This window comes from Spirosoma arcticum (assembly GCF_054779955.1).
Map to the genome: position 1 here is coordinate 319,557 of NZ_BAAGXG010000007.1, position 19,134 is coordinate 338,690.

General features: G+C 52.1%; 13 protein-coding genes. 8 read left to right on the plus strand and 5 right to left on the minus strand.

Annotated features, from left to right (window positions below; translation table 11 throughout):
- Nucleotides 1–54: 54 nt before the first annotated feature.
- Nucleotides 55–2,598: a S8/S53 family peptidase gene (locus ACYVHB_RS18110; RefSeq protein ID WP_461053179.1), complete on the plus strand. Its 2,544-nt coding sequence runs from the start codon at nucleotides 55–57 to the stop codon at nucleotides 2,596–2,598.
- A gap of 123 nt (nucleotides 2,599–2,721) precedes the next feature.
- Here ACYVHB_RS18110 and ACYVHB_RS18115 read toward each other — a convergent pair whose 3' ends face one another.
- Both ACYVHB_RS18115 and ACYVHB_RS18120 read right to left on the minus strand, forming a co-directional pair.
- Nucleotides 2,722–4,344 carry a S8 family peptidase gene (locus ACYVHB_RS18115; protein WP_461053180.1) on the minus strand — a complete coding sequence of 541 codons (1,623 nt, stop codon included), beginning with the start codon at nucleotides 4,342–4,344 and terminating at the stop codon, nucleotides 2,722–2,724.
- 88 nt (nucleotides 4,345–4,432) lie between these two features.
- Nucleotides 4,433–5,572: a DUF3500 domain-containing protein gene (locus ACYVHB_RS18120; protein WP_461053181.1), complete on the minus strand. Its 1,140-nt coding sequence runs from the start codon at nucleotides 5,570–5,572 to the stop codon at nucleotides 4,433–4,435.
- A gap of 262 nt (nucleotides 5,573–5,834) precedes the next feature.
- Here ACYVHB_RS18120 and ACYVHB_RS18125 point away from each other — a divergent pair, with 262 nt between their 5' ends.
- The gene (locus ACYVHB_RS18125; protein WP_461053182.1) at nucleotides 5,835–6,881 is read left to right on the plus strand and encodes an LBF_2804 family protein; all 1,047 of its coding nucleotides are present in this window, start codon (nucleotides 5,835–5,837) and stop codon (nucleotides 6,879–6,881) included.
- A gap of 25 nt (nucleotides 6,882–6,906) precedes the next feature.
- Here the strand turns inward: ACYVHB_RS18125 and ACYVHB_RS18130 are convergent, their stop codons facing one another.
- Complete coding sequence (locus tag ACYVHB_RS18130; protein ID WP_461053183.1) at nucleotides 6,907–7,221, minus strand: hypothetical protein; 315 nt, start codon at nucleotides 7,219–7,221, stop codon at nucleotides 6,907–6,909.
- Between the two features lie 253 nt (nucleotides 7,222–7,474).
- Here ACYVHB_RS18130 and ffh point away from each other — a divergent pair, with 253 nt between their 5' ends.
- Both ffh and ACYVHB_RS18140 read left to right on the plus strand, forming a co-directional pair.
- The gene (gene ffh, locus ACYVHB_RS18135) at nucleotides 7,475–8,794 is read left to right on the plus strand and encodes a signal recognition particle protein (protein ID WP_461053184.1); all 1,320 of its coding nucleotides are present in this window, start codon (nucleotides 7,475–7,477) and stop codon (nucleotides 8,792–8,794) included.
- Nucleotides 8,795–8,909: 115 nt separating this feature from the next.
- A complete protein-coding gene (locus ACYVHB_RS18140) occupies nucleotides 8,910–9,347 on the plus strand; it encodes a lipocalin/fatty acid-binding family protein (protein ID WP_461053185.1) in 438 nt (145 codons plus the stop codon).
- 161 nt (nucleotides 9,348–9,508) lie between these two features.
- Here ACYVHB_RS18140 and ACYVHB_RS18145 read toward each other — a convergent pair whose 3' ends face one another.
- A complete protein-coding gene (locus ACYVHB_RS18145) occupies nucleotides 9,509–11,248 on the minus strand; it encodes a hypothetical protein (protein ID WP_461053186.1) in 1,740 nt (579 codons plus the stop codon).
- 287 nt (nucleotides 11,249–11,535) lie between these two features.
- Between ACYVHB_RS18145 and ACYVHB_RS18150 the strand changes: the two genes are divergently transcribed.
- The 3 genes from ACYVHB_RS18150 to ACYVHB_RS18160 all read left to right on the plus strand — a co-directional run bounded on the left by ACYVHB_RS18150 (nucleotide 11,536) and on the right by ACYVHB_RS18160 (nucleotide 14,335).
- Complete coding sequence (locus ACYVHB_RS18150) at nucleotides 11,536–12,561, plus strand: hypothetical protein (RefSeq protein ID WP_461053187.1); 1,026 nt, start codon at nucleotides 11,536–11,538, stop codon at nucleotides 12,559–12,561.
- 41 nt (nucleotides 12,562–12,602) lie between these two features.
- Nucleotides 12,603–13,790 carry a hypothetical protein gene (locus ACYVHB_RS18155; protein ID WP_461053188.1) on the plus strand — a complete coding sequence of 396 codons (1,188 nt, stop codon included), beginning with the start codon at nucleotides 12,603–12,605 and terminating at the stop codon, nucleotides 13,788–13,790.
- Nucleotides 13,791–13,885: 95 nt separating this feature from the next.
- A complete protein-coding gene (locus ACYVHB_RS18160; protein ID WP_461053189.1) occupies nucleotides 13,886–14,335 on the plus strand; it encodes a hypothetical protein in 450 nt (149 codons plus the stop codon).
- 79 nt (nucleotides 14,336–14,414) lie between these two features.
- Here the strand turns inward: ACYVHB_RS18160 and ACYVHB_RS18165 are convergent, their stop codons facing one another.
- Nucleotides 14,415–16,160, minus strand: coding sequence for a S41 family peptidase (locus ACYVHB_RS18165; RefSeq protein WP_461053190.1), 1,746 nt, complete (start codon nucleotides 16,158–16,160; stop codon nucleotides 14,415–14,417).
- Nucleotides 16,161–16,702: 542 nt separating this feature from the next.
- On the opposite strand from ACYVHB_RS18165, the gene ACYVHB_RS18170 reads away from it, so the two are divergent.
- Complete coding sequence (locus tag ACYVHB_RS18170; protein ID WP_461053191.1) at nucleotides 16,703–19,072, plus strand: nidogen-like domain-containing protein; 2,370 nt, start codon at nucleotides 16,703–16,705, stop codon at nucleotides 19,070–19,072.
- Nucleotides 19,073–19,134 lie beyond the last annotated feature (62 nt).

Genomic DNA, 19,134 nt, shown 5'->3' on the forward strand with positions numbered 1-19,134 from the left:
AGCAAAATCAACCAAAACAAAGCATACGGCAGTAGTTTGGCGTTTTCCCGAACTATGTTGTGCGTTATCGCATGTCTTTTCAATGGTATCGACAGCTCAGTAAGTGCGCAACCTATCCAGCGAACAGGCCTGTCCGCGTGGGAGACCGAACTGATCGACCGTCACACAAATCAGTACCGGGAGACCCTCAAATTAGCCCGGCAGCACGGCTGGCCGCTCCGCAAAAACTACGCCAATCGGCCGGTTTTTCAACTTCAGCGGGTCGACTCATTTGGCCAGCCCGTTTATTACACGCTTCATAACCGCGAAGCCGCGCAAAGCACCCGCACTACGTCGCTCTACGGGGGCGGTTCGCTACCGGTGGCCCTGACGGGCGGCTCACCCGGTATGAGCGGACGGCTGGCCATGTGGGACGGGGGACGCGTGCTGGCGACGCACCAGGAATTTGCCGGACCCGCAACGGGCAAAAGCCGGGTGACCCACACCGACCAGCCGACAACTGTCAGCGACCACGCCACGCACCTCGCCGGTACACTCATTGCCGGGGGCATCCGGGCGGAGGCTAAAGGAATGGCGTACGGAGCTACGCTGTCGGTTTGGGATTACACCAACGACATTGCCGAACTGACTGCTGCCGCCCCTAAGTTGCTCGTGTCCAATCACGCGTATGGTCCCGTTGTGGGTTGGGTTTACAATCCCTCGCGCCCCGGCACCGACCGGAATCTGAAGTGGGAATGGTGGGGCAATACAGCCATCAGCCCCACCGACGATTACCAGTTTGGCTTCTATACCGCCACCGCCCGCGACCTCGACCAGATCGCCTATAACAATCCGTTCCTGTTGATGGTCCGGTCGGCGGATAACAAGCGTAGCGAAACCGGCCCACCCGCCCAAACGCCCTACTTTCTGAAGAATACGAACGTGAAGAGCACCGTTGTCCGCAGTCGTAACGATGGGTATGACGTTATTCCAGCCGAAGCGACGGCCAAAAACGTGCTGACCGTTGGGGCGGCTGAAATTGCGTTCAATACCCAAAATCAACTCACTACCTTAGAAACGGCAGCTTACAGCGGCTGGGGACCAACCGACGATGGGCGCATTAAACCCGATCTGCTGGGCATTGGCACCAACGTTTTCTCTACCGTGTCGGGTAGTATTGCGGGCTACGGCAACAACAGCGGCACGTCGGCAGCGTCGGCTAACGTGGCGGGTTCACTCTTTCTGTTACAGGAATTATTTGCCCAGCAACGGGCTAAAACCGGCGATCCATCGGCTGGGGGTCAGTTTATGCGGGCGGCTACTCTGCGCGGGCTGGCGCTGCACACCGCCAACCGTCTCAACCCCGCTGCCGGACCCGACTACAAACGGGGTTGGGGCCTGCTGAATACCGAAGCAGCGGCCCGCGTCATGCTGAACACCGACCTCGCCCACCTGATCCGGGAGCAGACGCTGACGGCATCGGGTCCGTTCGTTTACCGCATTGTGGCCCAGGGCAGTGAGCCGCTCGTTGCGACCCTCTGTTGGACCGATCCCGAAGGCCCGGCCACGCCCGTTGCAGCCGCTTCGGTAAACAGCCGGACGCCCAAACTCGTCAATGACCTCGACCTGCGCCTTGCCGATGGCCAGATCACCCGGTTGCCGTTTGTGCTGGACCCGAATCGACCCGGTCAGTCCGCCACGCCGGGCGACAACAGCCGCGACAACGTTGAACAGATTTACATTGCTAATCCCGTTCCGGGCCAGGCTTACACACTGTCGGTGACGCACAAAGGCAAGCTGACGTACGCCGGGCAACCCTTTTCGATCATTGTAAGTGGGCTGCGCCGGGCGGCCTGTCAGCTCACAGCGACGATAGAACCGGCGGGGGATGCGCTGCTCTGCGCCGGAGAAACGCTGCAGCTAAAGGCCGAGAACAGGCCGGGCACCCAGTATGAGTGGCTGCGTGATGGTGTCGTGATGCCCGCCATCAGCGGGTCGGTGTGCCCGGTTGACAAGGTGGGTTCCTACACCCTGCGGATGACCGAATCAACCAGATGTTCGGCTCTTTCGCGCGAGACAAGCGTTCGGCTTAGCACCGTCGATGTCCTGCCTGTCCTGCCGGAAGAAACAGATTTACTCCTTCTTCAGGGCGCTACGGTTACACTGAAAGCCCCTGCCATTACTGGTTACCGTTACCAATGGTATCGCAATGATCTGACCATCAGCAACGCCACGCAACATCAGTTCTCCGTGTCGCAGCCGGGCGTTTATAAAGTACAGGCAACGCAGCAAAACTGTGTGGGGTGGTCGTCGGAGCGGACGGTGCGGATGGCCGTCGTGCTGACCGCAACAAGCCCGGACCCGGCCGCATCGCTGACGCTGTATCCCAACCCGGCCGAAAGTTTGCTCTCTGTTCAGTACACGAACTCAAGGGTAAAGCAGATGCAGGTTAGCATACTTGACTTGCGGGGGATTTTGCAGCAACGACCCGTCCGGCTGAGATCGGGTAATGGCAGGTTTGAGACCAATTTATTCATCGCCGACTTGCCCGCAGGTCATTACCTCCTGCAACTGAGCGATGGCGCACAACTACAAACGAAGCGGTTTGTGAAGAAATAAGAAGGGCTGACTCTCACTTGCAAGTGAGAGTCAGCCCTTCTTATTTCTTCAGTTTTTGAGTGTATGAGTGTTTAGGTGTTTGCCAACCAGAAATACGTAAATACCCATACACTCAAAAACTTTTTACTTCCCCTTCGCATCCACGCCTGACTCCCGCGCCAGGGCCAGTTTCACAGCGTCGTAGAGGTTAACGATACCACCCGTTTTGGACAGGCTCGCAAAGGCAACCGTATCGGTCGATTCGGGTCGACGTACCGACGTCTGGTACGGTGTTGCCGACTCCATAATAATTCGCTTAATATCGGCGTAGGTCAGTTTAGGAAAGTAAGACTTCAACACGGCCGCTACGCCCGTCACCACGGGCGAAGCCATACTGGTGCCGCTGTTACTGTCGTACTTGCCGCCCGGCACGGTCGAGTAAATGTCCTTACCCGGCGCAAATACGTGTACGGTTCCTTTGCCATAGTTGGAAAAACTGGCAACAAGATCGCTGGTGTTCCGTTCGGCGCTGGCCCCAACAATGATCGCGTTTGGAATTTCTGAACCGTCGATGAAGCGGGGAGCGGGGTAGTTGGCCGCCGTGTCGATGTTGCTGCCGTCGTTGCCAGCCGCCTGAACGAGCAGCACACCCTTAGCGAGGGCGTAACGTTCGGCTTCTTCCACGGCTTCGCGCTGGGGCGAGTACCCTTTTCCAAAACTCATGTTGATGATTTGCGCACCGTTGTCAACGGCGTACCGAATGGCGTTGGCTACGTCCTTGTCGCGCTCGTCACCGTCCGGCACCGCCCGCACCCCCATGATCTGCACGGCGTCAGCAACGCCCATCACGCCGAAATTATTGGTCCGGTCGGCGCCAATGATGCCCGCTACGTGGGTACCGTGATCGGCGCGGGGACCGGCGATGTCGGCGTTGCCATAATCGCGTTGTTTGAGGTTGGCAGGGTCATCGCCTACAATGTCGCGGCTGTTGAAGTCAGGATTGTAGTTATACTCGGCGCGGGCTTTGAGTTGCTCGTTGGCTTTCTCCAGTTCGCTCATCACCGCATCCGTGTCGGCAGCCCCCTGCTGACGCAGCAACCGTAAAATGCCCGTTGCGGGGCGTTTCAGCGACGCATCTTTGGTCGTGTCGGCTACCTGACGCAGGGTATTCGTGTCGAGTTTGGTTACGTTGAGCGCTTTTTTCAACGTGCTGACGGCCGCGGTGTATTGCGTATAAAACTGGCTGATTCCCTGATACTGCGCCTTGTACTGGGCCTGGTTTTTCGTGACCTCGCCCTTCGTCTTCACGTACAGGTCATAGTCTTTCTGCTGCTCCGGCTTCAGCGACGTCCGGTCTACGGCGGCCCCGTCTTTGCCTTCGTATTTCTGCCTGAGCTGGGCGTAAATTCGGGTTACCTCAACGGTTTCGTAGCTGACGTTGCGACCGTCTTTGCCGCCAATGAAATTCCAGCCGTGAACATCGTCCACGTAGCCATTCTTGTCGTCGTCTTTGCCGTTGCCAGCTACTTCTTTGGCATTCGTCCAGAGCACCCGGCGCAGGTCTTCGTGGTTGGTGTCGATGCCCCCGTCGATGACGGCGACGATGACGGGCGTGGGTTTGCGATTTGCCAGCAACTCGCGGTAGGTCCGGTCGACGCTGATGCCGACGGTGCTATCGGTCTTGTCGCGCAGGAACCATTGGGTTTGCTGCGCCGAAGCTGCTAAGGGAAGCAGACAAACCGACGCACTAATCAGGAATTTTTTCATGAATTGAGAACGAATTATCCTCACAAATTACGAAAAAACGCCCGGACAATTTCCTTAAAATTTGTTAAATGGTAAGCACCCCAATCCATCAGGGTTTTGTGTGCGTGCTGGTGCGGTAATGTTCGCGCAGTAAATCTTCGCCAAAATCGCTGGTCAGATCACGCACGACGGTATGCACGTGATTGGCATTGCTCTGTGTGTTATCGTATTCAATCAGAATCGTTGGGCCGTGAATGCGGTAGTACCAGCCCTTCCCCTCACCTAACGCTGGGGTTAAATCACCCGCCCAGGCAAACCGCAAACTGTCTAATCCGCTTTTCTTTAGTTTGTCAAGTTGCTGGTTGGCCAAGGTTACGTGATAATTGGTCAGGTAGGTTTGCAGGAGTTCCAGAAATAAGGTGCGTTGAGTCGCTGTCATATCGGCCAATCGCAGCCCATCCATTTTTTCCATCGACACACTGCGCACGTTGGTACTCAGGATTTCAGGATACGCCACCGGGTCTACGACGACCTGCTTGAGTTGCTCCGGGGTTATAGTTTTTAGCAAGGCAAATGCCCGTTCTTCTTCCTGCTTCAATATTCGTTTCCCGTATTGCGGCAGATTGACCAGGCGGGGGTCAGCCATCCGGGTATCGGCCATGCCAGGAATATTGCGTAGCAGATCCGGATTGCTCCCAAAGAAGGTGGGCGTTTGGGCCGTTACCCGTTCGGGTCCCGACCGGGAGGTGAACTGGAGTAGCAGGTGATGCCCGTTGAACCGCCAGCCCCATGGCGCTTTCTCTTCAGGGTTACCAAAAATAGTGATGTAATAGTTGTCGGGGTCGCGGTAGGTATCATTGGGCGGGCGATTTTCGACCACGCGCAATACGTTTTCCATATCCATGATCGCCGTTGCTTTCTCGTATCCCTGAGTGCTCAGACCAGTTTTCAGCAGTGCCAGCGCTGCTTTTTGCTGCTCAGGATTCATCTGCTTCAGGGGCAGGCCTTTTCGCTCGTGTGGCGTGTAATACCAGACATACCGCTCAGGATCGTCGAGCGTGTAGATGGCCTGTTTCCGCTGCTCAGCAGACAGCGTCGCCAGAAATGCCTGAGCCGTCTCGTCCATTTCGTTTTTAGCCCGTTGGTTGGTAGACGACGGACGGGACGGAGTCTTGGACGGGCGGGGCACGGCGACGCTTTGAGCCATCACCTGACCAATGAGCAGCCACCCAAACAGGATACGTATCATAATGAATTGTGCGTTTATTTTCACTTAGCGAAAGCAGCCTTTCGGATAGATTTACTGAAGTGCCGATGGCCCGTTGTGTTTATAACCAGTACCGTGCCCCCGGCTGCTTCGTGGACAAACGACCCGTTCGGTACGGCGCTATACTGAATTTTAACTAACAACCCTACCCGTTCCGTAGTTATAGGTATGAATTCACTGTCACGACACGCTTATGTCAACCCGGCCACCGAACAATAGTACTGGTTCGTTCGATCATCTGGCAATGCGTTACCTTCGCCAGGCTCTTGATACGACGCACCCGCTCGATGAGCCGTATGTGCTGAACGCGGACGAATGTCGACAAATACGCCGGACGAAAGCCGTGACGTTGACAATGGCGGCCCTGCTGGGTATGCTGGGCGTCATTATGCTCTATACCCCCCAATATTACTGGCCTGATTTGTTCGTCAGCACGCCGATCAGCGCATTTGGCACGGTCTACCAACTACCGCTTGTGACGGTGCTCTATGGCATTCTGCTGGTTTATGTAGAGATCAGTCTGCTGATTGCCATTAATTTACGGGGCGTAAAGTCAATCATGCGGGCCTGTCAGTTTCCCCGTGCCCATGACGCTCAATACGACAGGCATTTACGGGCATTAGCCGACGCAGCCCTCGAACGAACCAACCGGGATATTCTGCGCTTCGGTATTGACCCATACCTGAATATGCCTCGCTGGGGCCTGACGGTTTTTTTTCTGCTCAACGTAACAAAGGCAGTTGTAAGCACACTTTTGATAAAGCGTTTTTTGGGGCGGTATGCCCTGCGCCAGTTTACCGATCTGGCCGGTATGCCCATCTATGCCTTGTGGAACGCCTGGGCATCGTGGCAAGTGCTGCACGAAGCACAAGTCCGGGTTATGGCACCAACCACCATCCGCGAGTTTGTGAACGAACTTCACGACGAATGGGGCAAAAGTGATGACTTTAGACCGCTGATTCTGGAGGCTTTACAATACGTAGCAATCTTGAAACGCCAGTATAACTACGCTCACTTTCTACTGACCGAAACCTTAGTGGATCGCTTCGACCTGCGGACAGACGCCACGCTGACGGGTCACTTTGCTGAACGCGTTACACAGGCACCCACTAACGTGCGCCGGAGTTTGGAGCGTCTCATCGTTTTTGGCGTACTGGTGGATGGGGACTTGTCGTGGCTCGAAAAAAGGCGGTTGAACCAATTACGCCGGAACGGATTTCTGACGTATTCGGCGGACGAAATACGGCGCATTGGTGAGGAGTATAATGACGGACAGGGCCTTTGGGTGTAAGGCAATTAGTGCGTCGTTTGGGGCATCATTTCTTAGCGCGGTGCGCGTGGTTTACTTCCCGTACCATGCTCATCAGCCGTTTCCAGCATCGGCTTACAGCCCTCTTCTCTTCAACAGTTAACGGTTTTGCCGGTGGCGTCGACGCGACTGATCCAGTCTTTGGGTTCGTGTTCTTTGCCAGAACAACTGGTTTTGTTGCCGAACGGGAATCGGTAGTCTCTTTCGGCGTATTAGTCTGCACTTTTTGCTCAGGCTGCGCTGCAATTGTCGACTCCCAGCATACGACGCAGGCACCGGTGAGTAACCACTCCGACGCGCTTTTCATTATCTCAATTTTCATAGGGTAGTTTATAGAAATCAGTGTGTCGCTACTGATCTGATTATAGAGAGCCAATAGGACAAATATAACGTCGATTAATACAATTATTTTAGCAGTACATATAAAAAGATGAAAAAAGGTTCCACTGTTGAGTAAATAAAATGTGATGGCTTAGCTTCAACTCTGTCAGGTTGCCTGGTAGGAATGTGTTATGATGCGGTTCATCCACAGCCGTTGGAAACTGTTATCTTTGTGGTATCGTTTGCTATAGACTATGTTTGACACACTCCAGGATAAACTCAATAAGGCCATTAAAACCCTCAAAGGGCAGGGCCGCATTACTGAAATTAACGTTGCCGCAACCATCAAAGAAGTACGTCGTGCGCTTACCGATGCCGACGTAAACTACAAAGTTGCCAAAGACATCACCGACCGCATTCGCGAGAAAGCCCTCGACCGGAAAGTGCTGATTTCGGTCGAGCCGGGACAGTTGTTCGTCAAGATCGTGCAGGAAGAGCTGACCGAACTGATGGGGGGCGAAGCGCATGACATCAACATTAAAGGCGACCCGGCCGTGATCCTGATTGCGGGTTTGCAGGGGTCCGGAAAAACGACGTTTTCGGGCAAGTTGGCCGCTTACCTCAAAAAACAGGGCCGTAGTGTGTTGCTCGTAGCCGATGACATCTACCGCCCGGCTGCCATTGATCAGCTTAAGGTGCTCGGCGAACAGGTCGGGGTGGAGGTGTACGCCGAGCCGGACAATAAAAACGCCGTCAGCATTGCACAGAATGGCGTGAGCCACGCCCGCAAAACCGGTAAAAAAATCGTCATCATCGACACGGCCGGACGTTTAGCCGTGGACGAAGCAATGATGCAGGAGATTGAGGCCGTCAAACGGGCCATCTCCCCCACCGAAACGCTATTCGTGGTCGATTCGATGACCGGTCAGGATGCGGTCAACACGGCCAAGACGTTTAACGACCGGCTCAACTTCGACGGGGTAGTGCTGACCAAACTCGACGGCGACGCGCGGGGCGGGGCAGCACTGTCGATCAAAACCATCGTCAGCAAGCCCATCAAGTTTATCAGCACGGGCGAGAAAATGGAAGCCCTCGACGTGTTCTACCCCGACCGGATGGCCAGCCGGATTTTGGGAATGGGCGACGTTATTTCGCTGGTAGAGCGGGCACAACAGGCCTTTGACGAAGACGAAGCCAAGCGCATCAACGCCAAGATGCGCAAGAATCAGTTCGACTTCGACGATTTTCTGAGTCAGTTGCAGCAGATCAAAAAGATGGGCAACGTTAAGGACCTGCTCGGCATGATTCCGGGCATGGGTAAGATGGTGAAGGACTTAGACATCGACAACGATTCGTTCAAGCCCATCGAAGCCATCATCAGTTCGATGACACCCAAAGAACGCGGTCGCCCCGACATCATCGACGGAAGTCGCAAAAAACGCATCGCGGCAGGCAGCGGCACCGACATTACGCAGGTGAACAATTTGCTGAAGCAGTTTGATGAGATGCGTAAGATGATGAAGAAGATGAATACCATGCAGGCATCGGGCAAAATGAACAAGATGATGCGGTAAGCATCCATCTATCCAGCAAAACACCCGTTTATCAAATCGACGCAACGCGGTCTGACTCATCCACATCTTTTCTGTGTATTCGATTGGTTCGGATAGTTTAAAACAGAAAAGCGTCATGAAAAAGGTGGGGAGTTGGTTGTCGAAAGCCCTGATGCTGGGCATGGTAGCGTCGTCGTTGGCGGTGGGACAGGGCCACCCTGGATTGGGCGGGCCGTATTACGAAGCGAGCAGGTTTGAGACAGCGATGTATCCGGCGCTCGAACCGTCGAAAATCTGGCTCAACATTGAGCGGACTACATTGCTGGGGCAAATTCGGGTCGATATGTGCGACGCAAAAGGGCAGGTGCTCTTTTCGGAATGGCTATCTAAGAAAGACGCGAAGTTTCATCAGCGTTTCGACCTCAGCACCATTGGCGACGGTACATATACGTTCATCATCACCGATGGCATCCAACGGCAGGAGCGGACGTTTCGGCTCAGCACACCCGGCTTCGAGGAACAACTTCCCAAACGGTTGATTACGGTTACGGACGGCAGCTTACCAAACGGTTGATCTGTACAGAATAACGAACAACACCAATCTTATTGAGCCGGACAGTCGTTTTACGAACTGTCCGGCTTTTTTTATGGTCGGAGAGCTACCAAGATGTATTAATTGTGCATGTGTTAAGGCTGCTCGTAAAGAACAAGGGGAACAAGCGCTAAAACCGTAGTTCAGTCAAATTTGACCGGGAAGCCACCCGTAAACGCAATGGTGAACGTTATCTGTCCATTGGTTAAGCCTGGCCAAATTTTCTGATTCATCAGTGGCACCCGGTCTGGTTCATGTTCTTGAAAGTACTTCGCATCAGCTCTACGATTAGGCACAAAACCTAAGATGCGTCGCTCATAAGGCGTTATATTAGTGTATTCGATGATAGCCCGGATATTTTTAAGCCTGAGCAGGAAGTAAGCGTTAAACCCACTGAACCGAATGTATTCGTTCCGAACCACGTTTTTTTGAAAATCTCTGACAACTTGGTCAGATTTAGCATTACGTAAATCACCGGTAATAATCCGAAAATCCCAATCGAAACCAGCAATCACTGAAAACTTTTGCCGAACCAGTTCCGGCTCTAAAAATTCACGAAACAATCCACCTCTCATGCCAATGACACCAATCTTAAACGGCGTTTCGGTGGCGGTAGTTGAAGTAGTTGGTGTTGACGTAGCACCAGTCACTATTGTTCCTGATTTGTAATCTGTTATTATTCGATTAGCAGCCATTACCCTAAAATTAATACCACTCACAACTTGCGCTATTTTTTGCAAGTAGCGTTCAAATCCATAGAATCCCATACGGGGTGTTTGAGTACGTAAGTGGAACCGCGCGTTGACGAAAAAACTTTGACGAGCCGTGTTCGGCAGGAGCAACGCGGTCCCTAATTCTCGAATCTGACCTGAATAGGAACCTGTAGGGCTTATTGCATTGGGAACCTGAACAGTATCCAGTGTAGAGGTAAAATTAAAGTATCCATCAATCTGAAACCTATTAAACCAAAGACGGTCATTGACGCGATTGATCACCGCACCCAAGCCGAATGAGGCCGGTAAAGTTTGGGAACGTAGTGGGTTTGTGATGGAATTTTGCAGTAGCGCATCACCTACGAAGTCTATAGTTGTTGAATTTTGAAAAGAACCCTTTTCCTCAACGGCACCAATTAGAAAATTAGCGGCTCGTCGGCTGGTTGCCGTGCTTGAAAATGCTGGACTGGCCACTGTCAGCATCACATTCGCGCCAGGGTCCAGCGTTATGGTAGCCAACTGGTTCGACGCTTCCTCATAAGAGGTCAAAACGCCGTCAATGTATAATGCGTAATTGGCAGGTAACGCAGCCAGTTTGATATGGATTGGCGTATTAGGATTAACAAACAATCGTTTGTTGGTTCTGACGGGTTTGGTTAAAAAGAAGGCTAATGGCTTGCTGGCCTTCTTCTTCTGATACGCGCGGAGGACGTAATTTCTGACATCGAAATGCAGCGACGTAGGCAACGTATCGCCTGTGGTAGCCGACACAGTAAATGATTGTGGCTTTTCGGGTGAGATAGTCAGCACATAGTTCGCAGCGCCCCCTGTCATTTTTGTTTCAACGCGTAACGCATCGGTCACCTTATCGAGTTTGAATATGGGCGATAGCAGGATGGAACCATCAGCGGTTACTGTCGTAAAGCTTTCACTGAGCCGAACACTTGGCTGGTCCGATTCAACGGAGAATAGTTGGTAGCTGACCGTAAGTGAAGTTGCTCCACTAAGCCCTTCAACCCGTAAACGGATCGGTTGGTCGACTGCTACGGTCCAGGTCTGTGCCGGGCTACTCGTCAAGTTGTAAGGCAGCGTAACTTCGCTCGGTTTTGGCGTGTTCTGCGCTCGGCCACTCAGGCAAAGGATTGCAAAGAGACATGTTAAGTACTTCATAATTAGCCAATATTAATTTCTCAACTCAAATATTCAATTAGACCAAGCCAGTAGTCAACGGGAGATTTACGGTATTTCAGATTAAAAAACGGGAAATCTCCCATTGCTAAACCACTGAAATTGGAGCGTACTTCGCCGATAGTAAAATTCACATTCCACTTATCAGTATGCATATTTACATATATGGGTGTCGACTGCTTATTTCTCCGAGACTTTTGATAATGTTAAACTTGTGTCTCTTGGGGCACTGTTCTCCAGCGCAACCTACTGGTGAGTTGCCGACCGAAATGTCGCAGAGTCTCAAAGTTTCCGGGTATATTCTGCTCAGAGGAGGATGTACGTTCAGCGCGGGGTATGGTTTCTGGAAACGAATTGGCTGGTTTCAGCCGGGCATGAACGTTTCGGTAAACTGGCTGGTTGGCCGACGACACTTAGGAAACCGAAACCGATTCAGGAGCAAGAGTCAGGTGAATACGATTTTCTCACCCCTGATGACGTTTCAATTACCACCGTACAACCGAGGAAATGGGCTTTATGAAGAGATTAACCCGTTTTACTTGGGGAACTCCGGAGCAGTATACTCTAACTATAAATCATCGCTTACGGTCGGCACCAGCTTCGTAGCCATGCCTAAGGGCATCAGTCAGAACATTGCTACTTCGCGCAACCGTTCGCAACAACTGATATTTGCCGAACTACGGATTGGGATTGATTCGGTCCGAAACGTAACGATTAATCTTTACGAAGATTTCCTGTTTACTGATAGTGGAGTTGGGCAGGCACTTGCCGATAACTGGGATCGCTACTATACCGGTGGTAGCAGCTTACAGATTCGCTTTTCTCCATTTATGAGAGCGAAACTGTTTGCCGAAACATACACAGGAACTACGTACCGGGACCGCTTCGACAACCCCAATATGGTTGAGTTTGCCGGTAAGGGGGCAGGAGATACAACTAACCTGTATCCTTCGAAGGATGCGCGACTCCGGCGCAACAAACGATATGCCACGCAGGAACCCGGTCAGAAAGTTTTGAACGTAGGCCGGATTATAGGCTGTGTGGAATTTGCCAATAACTCGCTAACTCACCAAGTATATGCAGGATTACAAGGGGGTAGTCTTCCTATGTTTTTCCAGGATGTCATTCACAGTACCATTACGATCGACAAAGCCATTTATGGCTACCCCACTGACACGCTTATTGTGGCTGATAATAGGGGAAAAAAGCATTTGGACCGCTACCACCGGTTCAAACCTAATTATTATAAAAGCTGGCTTATCATTGGCCTTGGCACCACTGCTCGAGTAAACTAATTGACGTTCAGCCCCAAATCGCCATGATTAAATTCCTGTTATTGCCGCTGCTGTGCGTGTTGATGTCGGTTGTCGTGTGTGCACAACCTGATTTTAGTAAATTAAAGACTCAGTTTGAAGATGGTATATTTTTACGAATGGCTGAGTTGGGTTACGTCAAATCGACATCCGTAAAAGACACAATAACGATTGAACCCAACTTCGTTGAAACGTACGTTTTTCTACGCTTCGAGAAGTTGGACACTATCAGAATTGACAAAGACACTGCCCTGATCGGTCGTGTTTTTATGAGCAATCGATATCTCGGCGATTCGATGGCTACTCGCTACCCGACGGCTCAATCGTTTAAAAAAGACACTAACGGCTTTTACTACATGTGTAAAATCCACGGCTATCTGAAGGATAGCCGGAAACTCAATCAGGTTCGGGAGGAGAGCAAACCGACCGTAACTGTACGGGTTAATATTTACCCCGATTACGTAGTGAACGTATGCCGGGGGCATAAATTTCCGCTGTGTGATCCGGCCTTTGGCGTCACAGGGTCCTGTAAAACCCTAACAGAACATTATGGTAAGTTAAAAAAAATGGCTTTGATTGATGATACCAGCTTTCAGGATATTATACGGCAGAAAACCGAGAACCAGAAAGACTCCTGCGAGAAGCAGGTCAACTTCAGAAAGTTTGTCAAATACTTTGAGGTTGATCTGTCTACCGAGAGTACAAATGAACTGGCTGGTATAAGTTTGCGCTACACCAAATATGAACTAAGTGAAGATTTGATTCAACAGAATCAGTACAGTTACACATACCTTAACCTCCAAAAAGAATTAGAGCTACCTAATGCATTCGCTGAGATTCACAAGCGTATTAAAGAACGGAACGGGTGGCAGCAGACGTCGCACGATGTGGTTGCCCAAGAACCGGCGAACGCCGACACATCGATTTCAGGAAAAGAAGGTTGGGTTGACAAAACGCTTACTTTTGGGAATCAACTCAGTGTAGCGGACACGGCAAAACGAGTAAATACTGAAAAACGAGTGTACCTGCGAGCTGACTTTCCTAAGCCAGTAAAACTTGCTAAAGAAAACTCAACACCTACATTCGATTTGGGCGACAAAGGGAGGGTCATTGCCGAAAAGACTCCCGTTACTATTTTAGACAGTACAACCGTGGGTGAGGAAAAAACCAAATGGTTAAAAATCAGAGTAGGTTCCACAAAAGAGCCATAATGTGCTGCTTGTTTAAAGCTGTATTATCAAGCCGGACGGTCGTTTTACGAACCGTCCGGCTTTGTTTGTGCCCAAAAACTCGTTGTTTTGCGGCCATGAAAAATAGTCTTACCGCCCTGCTTCTTTGCATCGGCACGAGTGTCTTTGGTCAGGCATCCGTTGCCTATTACCCATTCAACTCAGTCGTGTCGGTTAGCACCAACGCCGACCGCGCCCTGTGGCTCGATGCCCGCATTCAGACCAATACCGTGTTTGGATCGCTCAGCACAACAATTTGCCCCCTCATCAATGTAGTTCGGCGGGAGAACGTCAACTATTACACAGGTCTGGGTATTCGGTTCAACGCGCTGAACGGCTTAGACGACCGCGATGTGCTGGAAGGTTACTCGCTGCACGTTGGCGTTCGGGTAAAGATCCCGTTCGTGCCTAACCTGCGGGCAGCATTCGAGCTTGCGCCGTATGCCCGCAAGGACTTCAAAATTGGAATTATGCAGTCGTACCTGGGGCTGGTGTATCAGTTCAAAAAGAAAGTCGTAAGTCAGTAAGTGTGTAAGTAGTGAGTGGCTGACGCGCGAATGCAACAATCGCGCGTCAGCCACTCACTACTTACACACTTGCTACTTTCTACTTCCGCTCCGGGGCGTTATACGTAAACGTGCCGCTTTCGAGTTTACCTGCCCGGTCGAAGAGTTGAAGGGCTTTCTGGTAAGTATCATCCGATTCGCCGATGACCCGAAAAAACTCGTTGTTCTGACCGGCCTTGTTCTTTTTCTGATAAATGTTCCGCGCTACCAGCGCTTTTATCTGCGTCCTGATGTAGTTCTTGGAGCGGTTGTATTCTTTCTCGTTAAACTTCACGCCTTCATCCGTAGCGTTTTTCACGAACCGGCTCATCTGTTCATCGTTGATCGTCACGGTCCGGTTGAAGTCGGCAAACGGCATTTTTTCGAGTTTCACCCGGTTGTCGTTGGCGTATTCCATCGCAAACTCGCGGATGATGTTCTTGCCGTACAACTGAATCAGGTACGGCGTTTGCCAGGTTGAGTCGCGCGGAATGAAATAGTCCGGGGTAATGCCGCCCCCGCCGTAAACTACCCTTCCCCCATCGGTTTTGAACTTCAGCTTAGGGTCGTTTTTTATCGAGTCGGCAATGTAGTATTCACCCCGTTTCGAGCGTTTTTCGAGGTCTTTTTCGTAGTCCCCCTCCTGCCCCATCACGTAGGGTTTCTGAATGCTACGCCCACTGGGCGTATAATAGCGCGAGATGGTCAGCCGCAGTTCGGAACCGTCGGAGAGCTGCACCGGCATCTGCACTAATCCTTTGCCAAACGACCGCCGACCGGCAATCAGGGCGCGGTCGTGGTCCTGCAAGGCCCCGGCCACAATCTCCGACGCCGACGCGCTGCCCTCATCAACCAGCAACACCAGCGGCCCTTCCTCAAACTGTCCGGCAATGCGGGCGTGGGTTTGACGGTCATAGCGATTGTCCTTCCCATCGGTATAAACCAGCAGCTTGTTACCCGAAATAAACTCGTCGGCAATGCTCGTCGCCCGGTCCATGTAGCCGCCGGGGTTGTTGCGCAGGTCCACCATCAACTGAGTCATTCCCTGCGCTTTGAGCGACGCCAGCGCCGTTTTGAACTCGTCGTAGGTCGTTTCCGAAAAACGGTTAACTTTGATAAAGCCAGTCTTCGCGTCGACCATGTAAGCCGCATCGACCGAGTACGTCGCGATTCGGTCGCGGGTGACGGTAAACACCTTCGGCTCTTTTTCACCTTTGCGCAGAATGGTCATCCGCACGGGCGTACCACGTTTGCCACGCAGGGCCTTATAGACCATGCTGTTGTCGATTTTACCACCGGCTAAGGGCGTATCATCGACCTTAATGATCTTGTCGCCACTCAGGATACCAGCCGTTTCTGATGGTCCGCCCGACATGGGCGTCACCACATAAACCGTGTCTTTGTAAATATTGAACTCCACGCCAATGCCGTCGAAACCACCGTCGAGCTGCGACCGGGCCGCAATGGCATCCTGGGGGTTCATGTAGGCCGTGTGCGGATCGAGTTTCTGAAGCATTTTCTCGATGGAGAAATCGACCAGATCGTCCGTATTTACGGTATCGACATAGTTGTTTTCAATCAGTTGCAGAATCTCGCGGTACTTGGTGTAGCCCCGCCCAATATTGTTCAGGCTTTTGGCACCGCCGAAGAACGTAGCCCCAATGAGCATCCCCCCCGCCAGTGTGATACCCAGCAGCATAGGCAGTCGAACCATTGCTTTACTATTCTGAATTTTACCCTCCGAAACGCCCGGCGACGTGTTTTTTTGCCCGGCTGAATCACCCTTGAAATCGTGTTCCTTCTCCATCCTGTTGTCTGCCTGCCCTACCGTGTCCTGTATATAGCCAATAACGCTTGGAAGATAGCGAAATGTTTGCCAGGATGGACTAAATCTCATCATTCGGTCGACGTAGCACCTGATTTATTTTTACTACTTCACCAATGTACGTTTCCGTGCCTTTCAGGGACTTCTTCGAACACACTTTATATAGTCAGAAACTGTCAATCGGAGCCACATTATTCAACGGTAGCGAATAAAGGATAAGTTCTAATTTCAGAACGAAAATATAACCATTACAAGGCATTTTGCCTACAAAAATGTCTATTATTTCTAAGATTATGCCTAATAATTAGATCATATATAAACGCATTGTTTAGTAGTTTATACGAATACAGACTACGTTTGGGATTATGAATTTCAGCGTCAGCCAGCTGGTATTCAGCCGTTTATTTTGCCCCGGAGACAACTCCTGTTGTGGGCCGGGTGCGGGCTATGAGTAGACCGTAAGCGTAATCGCCCGGTCTTGCACGTTTGTCAGCGTATTTTCTCATTTCTATCCATCACCCCCTATGTTCTTTCCTGTATTTTCAAAAAACCCGCCCACGCGCTCATCCCAGTGGCTGTGGGTCATGCTATTTGCCCTTTTGTTAGGAGCAGGCTTACCGTTCACTGCTGCTATTGGCCAGCAGGGTCCGCGCGTGTGGAACCCGTCAGACAATGACCCCGAGTACAACAGTCGCAAACTGGCTCAGGTTCAGCCCGGACCGGCTCAGACCAACGCAGGACCCACCACTGGCACCCGAGTGGATCGGCCGTCGTGTTTCGAGCCGTTCAGCAATACCGGTGCCGATGGGTGGACAGCGTTGCCGCGTAATGACGACGGTTCCATTGGCCCAATTGCGCTGGGCTGGAATTTTTCGCTGTTTGGCACCGTCTACAACAGCGTTTATATCAACAACAACGGCAACCTTACCTTTGCCAGTCCACTGAGCGCTTTCACACCCGGTGGGTTTCCCATTAGTACGCCGATGGTGGCTGCTTTCTGGGGCGACGTCGATACACGGCCCGAAACCAGTGGTCGGGTATGGTATAAAGTGTTTCCCGACCGGTTAGTGGTGACGTACGACCACGTTGGGTATTTTCCCAACCGCGTTGACTTGACAAACACGTTTCAACTAATTATTAAAGCGAATACAGCTCCCGGTTTCTCAGGCAACGATGTCATTTTCGCCTATGAGGACATGCAATGGACTACCGGTGGCGCGTCGAGTGGCGTTAATGGTTTTGGCGGAGCAGCCGCTACGGTAGGAGCTAACCGGGGTAATAACGTTGATTTCATTCAAACGGGCCGGTTTAACATCAACAGCAACCAGGCTCCCAACATTCCCAGCGTAGGCAGCCCGGGGGGCGTGAGTTTCCTTGATGGGCTATGCTTAGGTTACCGGGTAGGTGGTGGAAGTGGTAACGTACCACCGTCAGTGGCGGGTTTACCAAACAACAATACCATTACGTTAAACCGGGGCGATACCTTCACCTTTTCGCTACAATTCTCAGCATCGGAAACGACCCAAAACGTCAACGTCACCGCTAATACAACTGGAATTTGTAATGCTACGGCTACTGTTACGAGCAATGATACACCAAACCCCAACGCCACGGTTGTGGTGGTAGGTGCTGACTGCAATGCAGGCAGAAATATCATTACGTTTTTAGCTACCGACAATGGTACACCAGCCGCTACCCAAAGTTTTACCATTGCTGTAGTGGTTAACCCACCACCGGAAGGTAATGCACCGCCGATCTTCAATGGTCCTCTGCCTGACCAAACGGGAACGGTGGGTATTCCCTTCGGCTATGCCCTGCCCATCAACGCTTTCACCGACCCTAATAACGACGCACTGTCCTACTCGGTTAGCGGGTTGCCGCCGGGTATAACCTTTGGTGGCGGTACGTTTGCGGGTGTGCCCACGATGGTGGGTGCTTATACCGTGGTTATTACCGCCACTGATCCCAGCCTGCTCTCGGCAACGGGTAGCCTACTGATCACCATCGGTACACTACCGCCCCCACCACCGCCACCATCCGGTCCTTTTTCCATTACGTCCGTAACCACGGTGAGTTGTATCACCGAGTCGCCCAATTCACGGCTACTTACCTTCACGCCCCAATATGATGGACTAAACGGCCAGCCGGTGTCGTTCTCGGTAGTCAATGAACTGCCACCGACCACCAGCCCCGGACCGTACACCCTGCGAGTATACCTCGACAACCCGATCATCACACTCCAGGCGCAGCAAACTGGATCGTCGGAAGTGGTCAGTTTCCCGTACACATGGGCAGCATTCTGTAGCAATATACCGCCACCACCGCCACCAACCCCCGGTTCGTTCGCCATTGTGGGTGCCACAACCGTGAGTTGTGAGATTGTATCGGGCGGTGAGCGGAGACTTACCTTTATGCCCCAGTACACAGGCTTAACGGGACAGCCCATCTCATTCTCGGTAGTTAATGAACTGTCACCGACTACCAGCCCCGGCCCCTACACCCTGCGCGTCTATGTCGACAACCCGACGCTTATCCTACGGGCGCAGCAAACCGGATCGTCCGAATCAGGCATTTTCGCCTACAATTGGATAGCGTCCTGTGGCAGCAGCAATGGTGCCAGATTGGGTGCGGAGCCAACCGCCGGGCTGAACGTAACGGTGCTGGGCAATCCGGTTGCGGGCGAAACGATTGACGTGGAGGTGCGCGGTGCGGCTGGCGGGCCACTACGCCTGCAACTGCTCGATACCCGTGGTCGGCGTATGAGTGAAACGCTCATCGAAAAACCCACTCCGGGTCAGCGGGCTACGCTGCAACTGGGACGACAGCCGGGCCTGTACTTTCTGCAGGCGATTATTCCGGGACAGAAACAAACCCTGAAGATAGTGAAGCAGTAGTAATGAGCAATAGTCCTTAATAAGCACAGCGGGTGCCGGGCAATTGTCCGGCACCCGCTGTG